The 8,708-nt window shown below is 60.9% G+C and carries 9 protein-coding genes and 1 pseudogene; 8 read left to right on the forward strand and 2 right to left on the reverse strand.

What is annotated here, in order from left to right:
- Nucleotides 1-62 precede the first annotated feature (62 nt).
- The 6 genes and pseudogenes from NKJ93_RS32860 (at nucleotide 63) to NKJ93_RS32885 (ending at nucleotide 5,709) form a co-directional block, all read left to right on the forward strand.
- Nucleotides 63-956: an amidohydrolase family protein gene (locus NKJ93_RS32860; protein ID WP_031195132.1), complete on the forward strand. Its 894-nt coding sequence runs from the start codon at nucleotides 63-65 to the stop codon at nucleotides 954-956.
- Nucleotides 957-991: 35 nt separating this feature from the next.
- The gene (locus NKJ93_RS32865; RefSeq protein ID WP_023722445.1) at nucleotides 992-1,744 is read left to right on the forward strand and encodes an SDR family NAD(P)-dependent oxidoreductase; all 753 of its coding nucleotides are present in this window, start codon (nucleotides 992-994) and stop codon (nucleotides 1,742-1,744) included.
- A 19-nt stretch (nucleotides 1,745-1,763) separates the two neighbouring features.
- Nucleotides 1,764-2,603 carry a transketolase gene (locus tag NKJ93_RS32870; protein WP_156948304.1) on the forward strand — a complete coding sequence of 280 codons (840 nt, stop codon included), beginning with the start codon at nucleotides 1,764-1,766 and terminating at the stop codon, nucleotides 2,601-2,603.
- Nucleotides 2,600-3,625 (forward strand): transketolase family protein, encoded by a 1,026-nt coding sequence (locus tag NKJ93_RS32875; RefSeq protein WP_502896986.1) that lies wholly within the window; start codon nucleotides 2,600-2,602, stop codon nucleotides 3,623-3,625. Before NKJ93_RS32870 ends, NKJ93_RS32875 begins: the two co-directional genes overlap by 4 nt.
- Nucleotides 3,626-4,055: 430 nt before the next feature.
- Nucleotides 4,056-4,199, forward strand: a pseudogene (locus tag NKJ93_RS32880) (IS5/IS1182 family transposase); the annotation flags it as partial.
- A gap of 994 nt (nucleotides 4,200-5,193) precedes the next feature.
- Nucleotides 5,194-5,709 carry a hypothetical protein gene (locus NKJ93_RS32885; RefSeq protein ID WP_245278754.1) on the forward strand — a complete coding sequence of 172 codons (516 nt, stop codon included), beginning with the start codon at nucleotides 5,194-5,196 and terminating at the stop codon, nucleotides 5,707-5,709.
- Here NKJ93_RS32885 and NKJ93_RS32890 read toward each other — a convergent pair.
- Nucleotides 5,703-5,981, reverse strand: a complete 279-nt coding sequence (locus tag NKJ93_RS32890) for a hypothetical protein (protein ID WP_023722441.1) — start codon at nucleotides 5,979-5,981, stop codon at nucleotides 5,703-5,705. The genes NKJ93_RS32885 and NKJ93_RS32890 overlap by 7 nt on opposite strands.
- A 313-nt stretch (nucleotides 5,982-6,294) precedes the next feature.
- Here NKJ93_RS32890 and NKJ93_RS32895 point away from each other — a divergent pair, with 313 nt between their 5' ends.
- Together NKJ93_RS32895 and NKJ93_RS32900 are read left to right on the forward strand one after the other, a co-directional pair.
- Complete coding sequence (locus NKJ93_RS32895; protein WP_023722439.1) at nucleotides 6,295-6,576, forward strand: hypothetical protein; 282 nt, start codon at nucleotides 6,295-6,297, stop codon at nucleotides 6,574-6,576.
- A gap of 179 nt (nucleotides 6,577-6,755) precedes the next feature.
- Nucleotides 6,756-6,944, forward strand: a complete 189-nt coding sequence (locus NKJ93_RS32900) for a hypothetical protein (RefSeq protein ID WP_023722438.1) — start codon at nucleotides 6,756-6,758, stop codon at nucleotides 6,942-6,944.
- A 7-nt stretch (nucleotides 6,945-6,951) separates the two neighbouring features.
- On the opposite strand, the gene NKJ93_RS32905 is transcribed toward NKJ93_RS32900, so the two are convergent.
- Nucleotides 6,952-8,610 (reverse strand): SGNH/GDSL hydrolase family protein, encoded by a 1,659-nt coding sequence (locus NKJ93_RS32905; RefSeq protein WP_352593532.1) that lies wholly within the window; start codon nucleotides 8,608-8,610, stop codon nucleotides 6,952-6,954.
- Between the last annotated feature and the right edge of the window lie 98 nt (nucleotides 8,611-8,708).

Raw genomic sequence — 8,708 nt, forward strand, 5'->3', positions numbered from 1 at the left:
GCCACCCAATGGACCCGCCGGCTTGGCCGGCGGGTCCAGACCTCGAGCAAGGAATCCCGACCGTGGCCGAGCTGCCGTTCATCGATCCGCACCATCATTTGTGGGATCTGGAGACCAATTATTATCCGTGGCTGACCGACGGGGTTAAGCCGTCGGCTTTCGGTGACTACGAGGCGATCCGCAAAAGCTACCTTCTCGACGACTACCTGGAAGACGCCAGGAACCAGACCCTGGTGAAATCGGTGCACTTGGACGTAGGGTTCGATCCCAGCGATCCGGTTGGGGAGACGCGCTGGCTGCAGGAGATCGCCAACAAGCGGGGCTTCCCCCACGGCATCGTCGGCTATGCCGACCTGTCCATACCCGATGTCGGCGACCTCCTCGACCGCCACATGGAATATCCGAACTTCCGCGGTATACGGCAGTCGATGAATTACCATCCTGACCCCGCCAAGACCTATCAGTCGCGTCCGGAGGTCAGCCGGACACCCGAATGGCGACGTGGCTTCCGGGAACTGGCGAAGCGCCGGTTGAGCTTCGACTTGCAGCTCTACTATCCGCAGATGGGCGAGTTTCTCGAGCTCGCGCTGGACTTCCCCGACGTCCAGATCATTCTCAATCACACCGGCATGCAGGTCGATGGCCCTGAGCATTTCGATGCTTGGAGAAAAGGCATGCATCAGTTGGCGCAAGCGCCGAACGTCGCCTGCAAGATCTCGGGTCTCGGCATGGGCGACTGGCGATGGACCGCTGCATCGATCCGTCCCTATGTCGAGGAAGCGTTCGGGGCGTTCGGGGTCGGCCGCTGCATGTTCGCGACGAACTTTCCGGTCGACAAGCTGTTTTCGAGCTTCGATGCGATCGTGAACGCCTTCAAGGAGATCACGCGAGGCTACACCCATGAGGAGCGGCTTGCGTTGTTCCACGACAACGCCGCCCGGTTCTACCGACTTTAGATCACCGGCAAAGAGAAATAGCAGGAGAGTTCGACATGTTGCTGAAGGGCAAGGCCGTGGTGATTTCAGGGGCCGCGAGCCCTCGGGGGATAGGCCGCTCCACGGCAACGCTGATGGCGGAGCAAGGCGCGCGCATTGCTATTCTTGACCTCGATGAGCAACAGGCCCGTGACGCCGCCGAGTCGCTTGGGCCCGAGCACATTGGCCTCGCCTGTAACGTCGCCGACCTCGATGCCTGCAAGAGGGCTGCTGCCGAAGTGGCCGAAGCCTTCGGCAAGGTCGACGTGCTGTGCAACATTGCCGGGATCACGCAGCCCGCAAAGACACTGGATATCGGCCCGGCTGACTGGGACCGCATGCTCGATGTCAACCTACGCGGCGTGCTCTATCTCAGCCAGGCATTCATCCCGAACATGCGCGAAAATGGCGGTGGCTCGATCATCTGCATGTCGTCGGTTTCGGCCCAGCGCGGCGGCGGCATCTTCGGTGGCCCGCACTATTCGGCTGCCAAGGCGGGTGTTCTGGGGCTTGCCAAGGCCATGGCGCGCGAATTCGGTCCCGAAGGCATCCGCGTCAACTGTGTCACACCGGGCCTGATCCAGACCGACATCACCGGCGGCAAACTGACCGAAGCCATGCGCGCCGACATCATCAAGGGAATCCCGCTCAGCCGGCTGGGGGATGCGCGCGACGTCGCTGGCGCCTATCTCTTTTTGGCGTCCGATCTGGCCAGCTACATCACCGGCGCCGTGATCGACGTCAACGGTGGGATGCTGATCCATGGCTGAGAGGATAACGGATCTTGAGATGCCTCGCGCTGGCAGCAATGTCAGCCTGGCCGAACGAGCCTATCGTATCCGCCGACATGCCGTGCGAATGGGCCAAGTCCAGGGCCAAGGTTATGTCGGACAGGCGCTGGGTGTCGCCGACGTGCTTGCCGTCGCCTATTTCCATGCGCTTCGCTACCGGCCGGAGGACACGTTGTGGGAGGGACGCGACCGCTTCCTGCTGTCGATCGGACACTATGCGATCGCGCTCTACGCGGCTCTGATCGAAGCGGGCGTGCTGCCGGAGGAAGAGCTCGAAACCTATGGCAGCGATGAAAGCCGTATGCCGATGTCGGGCATGGCGCCATACACGCCCGGCATGGAGATCACCGGCGGCTCGCTCGGTCACGGCCTTGGCATTGCCGTTGGCATGTGCATGGGGCTGACGCGCAAGCGAAGCGACAGTTTCGTCTACAATCTTTTGTCCGACGGCGAGCTCGGTGAGGGCTCGACCTGGGAAGCCGCGATGTCGGCCGCCCACCACAAGCTCGACAATCTCATTGCCATTGTCGACTTCAACAATCAGCAGGCCGATGGTCCGTCGACGGCCATGCTCTCCTCCGAACCGGTGACCGACAAGTTCGAGGCGTTCGGCTGGCATGCGCAGCGCGTCGACGGCAACGACATCGAGGCGGTCCGCAAGGCCTTCGACCTGGCGCGCGGCCTGAAGGAACCTCGTCCGCGTGTGATCGTTTGCGATACGCGCATGGCCAAGGGTGTGCCATTCCTGGAAACCCGCGACATCACGCATTTCATCCGCGTCGAACCGCATGAATGGGCGCTGGCGCTCGAAGCTTTGGAAAAGGGACGTCCGCGTTGAGGTTGTCAAAATTCGCGCCGCGCCACGCCGCCAATGCCGGTGAGCGCAAGACCACATCGGCGATGATCGCGTCGATCGCGCCCGATGGCGTACCGACACGCAATGCGCCGTTCGGGCACACACTGGCCAGACTGGCGCACCAGCGGCCCGGGATAGTTGGCCTGACGGCGGACCTCGCGAAATACACCGATCTCCATGTCTTCGCACAGGAGCATCCGGACCGCTTCTATCAGATGGGCATGGCGGAGCAGGTGCTGATGAGCGCCGCCGCCGGCCTGGCGCGGGAGGGCTTCACGCCTTTCGCGACGACCTATGCCGTCTTCGCATCGCGACGTGCCTACGATTTCATCTGCATGGCGATCGCCGAGGAGAAACTCAATGTGAAGATCGTCTGCGCCTTACCGGGGCTGACGACCGGCTACGGCCCCAGCCACCAGGCGACGGAGGACATCGCGATCTTCCGCGGGATGCCGAACCTGACGATCATCGACCCTTGCGACGCGCTCGACATCGAACAGGCCACGGAGGCGATCGCGGACTACAACGGGCCGGTCTACATGCGGCTTTTGCGCGGCAAGGTCCCTGTCGTGCTCGACGAGTACGATTACACATTCCAAATCGGCAAGGCACGCCTGTTGCGCGAGGGTGAGGATGTGCTGTTCATTTCAAGCGGCCTGATGACCATGCGCGCGCTGGAGGCGGCGAAGGCGCTTGAAGCCGACAGGATCGGCTGCGCCGTTCTGCACGTTCCGACGATCAAGCCTCTGGACACGAAGACGATACTTGCCGCGGCGCGCCGTCCGGGACGGCTAATGATAGTGACCGAGAACCACACCATCATCGGTGGGCTGGGCGAAGGTGTCGCCGCGCTGCTGATGCGGGAGGGAGTGGGCCCAGTCTTTCGGCAGATCGCCCTGCCGGACGAGTTCCTCGACGCTGGCGCGCTGCCGACGCTTCACGATCGCTACGGGATCTCAACTTCCGAGCTCGTGCGCCGCGTCCGCACTTGGAGCGAGAAGTAAGAGCTCTCCCCATGCAACAGTTGAGCCATCGACTTGAACTGTGAGCTGGCTAACCCCGCCGCGGTTGTCGCGCTCGTCACAGCGTTGTGGACTAAGGACCTGGGCTTCCCTGATGCCTGTCAATCGGGCACATCCTGCGCGGCACTGATTGAGCACCGGCCTCCTGTTCAGATGCGGCTGGACGAGCTGTCTTCCAGTGGTAAGGAGAGAACTTCCTAGGATCTTGAACACACATCGAGGGCATTCGAGGACTTGGTGTCAGGCCCCCTGGTGCCGGTCTCCCGCGAGTTCGACGTAAGCAAGTTTCGGGATGTTGGCTCGTCTGTCCTTCGCGGCATATAGACCGGCGCGCGGCTCGCCTGTTCTCGGAACGGGTGTCACGGCACCGGTTTGGTCGAAGGGTTGGTGGCGCGAAGCGAAAGAAGCTGGCCGCAACTACCTCGCCCGCCAGCAGGGCGACGCCGTCCTGGCCGCCGCCGGCTACAACTTCTCGCTCCTGCTCCGGTGGCGGAAGGCTCTTTTGGGGCTACTCATCGCCGCCCTCAAAAGTCAGCCGAAGGAGCTCGAAGCCTGACGGCCGATTACGGACATCTGCTGTTCGAGCAGGCAATCCCGAGCGACAACGGTGTCGTTGACGAACTGCGGCCTCATTTCGAGTCCGCCCATCTCGACGCACGGGAAGTGTATCATCGTACATCAGGATCGACTTCCATCCTGCGCCAACGGGCCCAGACTCCGGTACCATGCAGGGGTGGAAAGCTCATCTTCGATCTGGCTCGCGATCCGGCTCGCGTTCGTGAGGTTTCTCTGCGCCACCGGTCGCCGGGCTGAAGCGTCAGGATATCGGCGAAGACGCGGCATCCTTGAGCGTCCAGCTTGGGCGCGAGCCAAAGAGTAAATTCGGACTCGCATCAATGTTACGATCGCAAGCGGTGACACTCGGTCCGCAGGCCCAACTTTGATCAATCGCGGCCGGGCGCCAATTCTTTCACCACAGGTCCGCGCGAGCGCGCGCATGCAGTGCCTCCCAGCATTTGTCGGCCGGCGAGCAACGAATTTGCCCTGCAGTGGATGACATTTAGCTGGCCAATCTGCTTGCGGTGATCGATGCGGGGGCAGCATTGTCGGGGTTTGCACGAAATCCGCGTCGCACTGAGCCGGCATCAGCCGCCCCGATCTCGCCAAGCAACAAGGACAGGCCCCACCTAACCCAAGGCCACCGAAGCGGCACGGACGTTCAGTCGATGTTTACCATTCGCTATTATCTTTCGCGAAGCGGCAAAGTTCTGAGTACCGCGCAAGTCAAAGGGCCTGCTCCACACAATGGGGCGGGCCTTTTTGCGTCACTTAGGAGAACGGACTCCAACGAATTGCCGGTTACCTGAAAAATAGGCCCCAGGCTGTGAAACGTCGTACGTGGCCGGGTTGTTGGTGCATCCGCAATCGGTTGGAAGGCAGGCCCCATTCTCGCGATACTCTGCCAGCGTCAGGGCTGGGCCAGCGGTAGGTTAGGGCGTCACGACCCGCAACATGGCGGCTTCATAGACGAACGAAACACGATTTCGTCCATGTTGTTTCGCTTCAAAAAGGCACCGTCCGGCAGTGCGAAGGACGTCCTGAGCATCTGCATTGGGAGAAATTTCCGCGCCTCCAATGCTGACAGTCACTTTCACGCCATGAGAGCGCGTTTAATTAAGTTGGGGTCAATTCGTGGCAGCAGGGTTCGTGCTATGAAGAAGGGACCGGTTCCCAACCGCGGCGAGGCACTTGCCTTCATCAGTGCCAGTCTCAAAGAACTGCAGGCACTGCGCGGCGGGTCTCGTGTATTGTCGCGTCGACTGACCAGTGCGCTTGATGCGCATGGTGGATGCGGTGGGTTCACCTGGGTGACCGCGAGCCCCATCGATGTTTCCTGGTCCAGGGAACCAAAACCTTTAACCGGTGCGAAGAAAAGGCATGACGTCGGCGCGAAAAAACAGCCGGACGGTTACTCCCTCCGCCAGATGCCGTTGATTTCATTAAACCTTTTGTCGGTATCTTCTTGCGGCCCCAATTTCGGCCCTAACGGACAGACTCGTCAGTGAGTCGTGGGGCTCGGGAACAGGAACTTGTACCCTTCCTTGAGAATCCACCGGGCGCGGGCGAGATGAGTTTCCCAGGCTCGGTGCGCCCGCTTCGGTTCCTTCTCGGGATCGATATGCAGCACAGTCCTGGCAACCACGCGCCAATCCTCGTCGTCATAGGCGGCGTCCAGCAGCCACATATACATGGCGACGCGTTTATTGTCGTATGGGGTGAGGTAGGGCTCGCTTGGCGCTTCGTCCGCGACCTCGGGATCCGGAAGCGGGCTGACCACTACGCCGCCTTCTTCGGGTCGCCGATGACGCGCGCCGGCAGATACGCTGGAGCCGGGGGCGGCAGCAAAAAATTGTTGTCAGCTGCAGTGCTCATGCGCGCAATATACATTGCGAATAGTGCCCATTCAACGCTGCGATCAAGATGGACGCGGCACGAGTCTTGCACGGCGCTCAACACGGCGAAGACCAAAGAAAACCGCGTGCGCTCCCTCGGCCATATCAATCGATTTTATCCGACGTGTCACATCCGCGTGATCTAGCGACACCTAATGAAAGCGGCTAAGGGGGACCGTGGTTTGGGGAAAAATTCTTATGAACAGCCAAAAAGACGCAGAGCGTATCCGTGCCGAAATGTCGATCGCACAGGCGATTTACGACGCCATTTGCGAGATGAACGGATCTTCGTACAGGCAAGACAAAGTACCTTTGCGGTGGGATACTTCGTCAGGCACACCGTTGAGCCTGATGAGTATTGACGGCTTTTTCGAATTGCGGGAACTGGCCCGGCGGATAGCGTCGAAGATCGACACGCCTGCGCTCATCAGTCTCAAAAGCCACACCGCGCAGCCGTCGAAAAAGATTGACTTCCACTAGGGTAGATTTGCCATCGCCGTGAAAAGGTTGCTCGAGATCACGTCGAGGATGGCATCCACCTGGCCCGTGGCGCGGTTGTCGCGCTGGTCGACGCCATCCGCGCCTGCGAGGTCGGTGACGCTTGCGCCGACCCAAGCACGCGCGCATTCTGCCCCGAACCAAAAACTGGGGAGGGCCGAATGTTCGAAATCGGAAGAGATTACCGCATCACCATGATTGTAGCGGTTCCGGGCGACTGGAGCGACGAAACTGGCGTCTGGACGGTCGCGGAAGTTGATGGGACGCTAGTGAAACTCACCAATCCCTACACCCCGGACACGATCATTAACACGGCGTCATGGCATTTCGTCCGCGCCGAGATTGTCTAGGCGCAACTTAGAAGTTGTCGAACAGCCCCGCCGCCATCATGCCGCCGATCAGGTCCTGTCCAAGATTGTTAGGGTGAGTTCCGTCTCCAGGACCCATCCAATGAACGTAGTTGAACTGGTTGATGATGAAGCGGCGGTACAGATCGACCACTGGCACCCTGTTTAGGGCGCAGACCTCAAGCATGGCGTTGGCGTAGTCGATCAGCTGGCTTCCGGCTCCTCCCGCAGTGCCGTCCAGCGTCCGCCATATCGGCGTCGTGAAGATGAGCTTCAGGTTCGGCCGGGCGGTCATGATCGTCTGGATGCCGTAGTTGATGGCTCCCTTGAAGGTCGCCCCGGTTATGTCCGCATTGGTGCCGATGGGGCACGTCGGGCCGGCGCCGGTGAAGTCGTTGGTGCCGAACGAGGGGATCAGGTAATCCAGCAGGCTGTAATCCACCGATGCCATGCGCGCTGCAATCGCTGGAAAGGTGCCTCCGATGAGCGTTGCTGCGGCTATCTGTTGGGAAAAATCACCGGAGGCAATGGCATCGGCCAGCCGGTAAAACGAGAACTTGTCATAGTTCGCAGCATGGTTGGCCATGCGGGTACCGCCGCCGCCGCAGTTGGTGATCGTCATGCCGGTGCGCTGGGCAATCTTGGCGGTCGGCGTGATGCCCGGCCAGATGACACTTTCGATGATGCTATCGCCGAAGTGCGCACCGATCTTGCCGGCGAACTGCGAGGCCGGCACGGAGGCAACGTCCTTGGCCAGTTTGTCAAACCGGCCATGGTTATCGATCAGCCGGCCCGGTGCCTTCTGGATGGCCCAGCCGAGAAGGTAGGCATCCGCGGCCAAGGCCCCTGTCGGAAGGATGCGGAGCTGGTGATTAAGGCCGTAGGTAACGTCGTTCTGGGTGACCACGATGGGCAGCGAAATATACGTCAGGCCATTGACCGTTTTGGTTATCTGAGCGGTCTGGGTCACCCCGGACGACACCGGAATGTATTGGATGAACTGGATGGACTGGGCACTCCCCGCCATGAAGGCGAAGATACACCAGACAGTTTCTCCCACCGTCAACCCTGCTTCGGCTACGGGCGTCTTGATGTCGTGCAGCGTGGCCGGCCGGCAGCTTGATGGCCTGGTGCCGAAGGGCGAGCCTGCCGGCGCGTTGACCAGAACAGGAGGAAACCCGCCAGCCGATGCTCCGATCAGGGGGTTGCCAGCATAGTCGTTGGTGACGCCGCTGGCCGCAATGCGGAAGAACGGGTCGATGTTAAGCTTCGGGTGCGCATCCTCCGCCACCATGGCCGCAGATTGGAGAGCCCCGCCGATGTAGGTCAGGCGTGACTTGGCCTTCTGGACAGCCCAGCCGAGCACGAACAGGCCATTCGCACCGACGCCGGCAGCGATGTTGAGCCGAACCAGCAGGCTCGTGCCAAACGTGACATCGTTCTGGGTCGGCGTGACGGTCAGCCCAACGCTCATGTAGCCCAGCCCGCCCGCCACTGCCGGGTTGACCGTGTTGCTCTCGTTGTGCGCCACCGCGATGCTGCCGATGATCTGAAGGCTTTGTGCGGCGATCAGATCAACGATGATTTCAACGGGTTCACCAACCCGCAGGCCGAGGTCGGCAGCGGACACTTTGAGGTCCAAAAGCGTCGCCCCGACCGACAGAGACAAGGCGCCACGCCTGTCGTTCAATTTTGGCGAGGTGATATTCGGAAACGGCTTCGTGTCGGCGAGGGTGCGGCATCCCGCAAAATAGGAATATATTCCGC

Origin of the sequence: Mesorhizobium sp. M0028, assembly GCF_040323855.1 — a bacterium.
GTDB lineage: Bacteria > Pseudomonadota > Alphaproteobacteria > Rhizobiales > Rhizobiaceae > Mesorhizobium.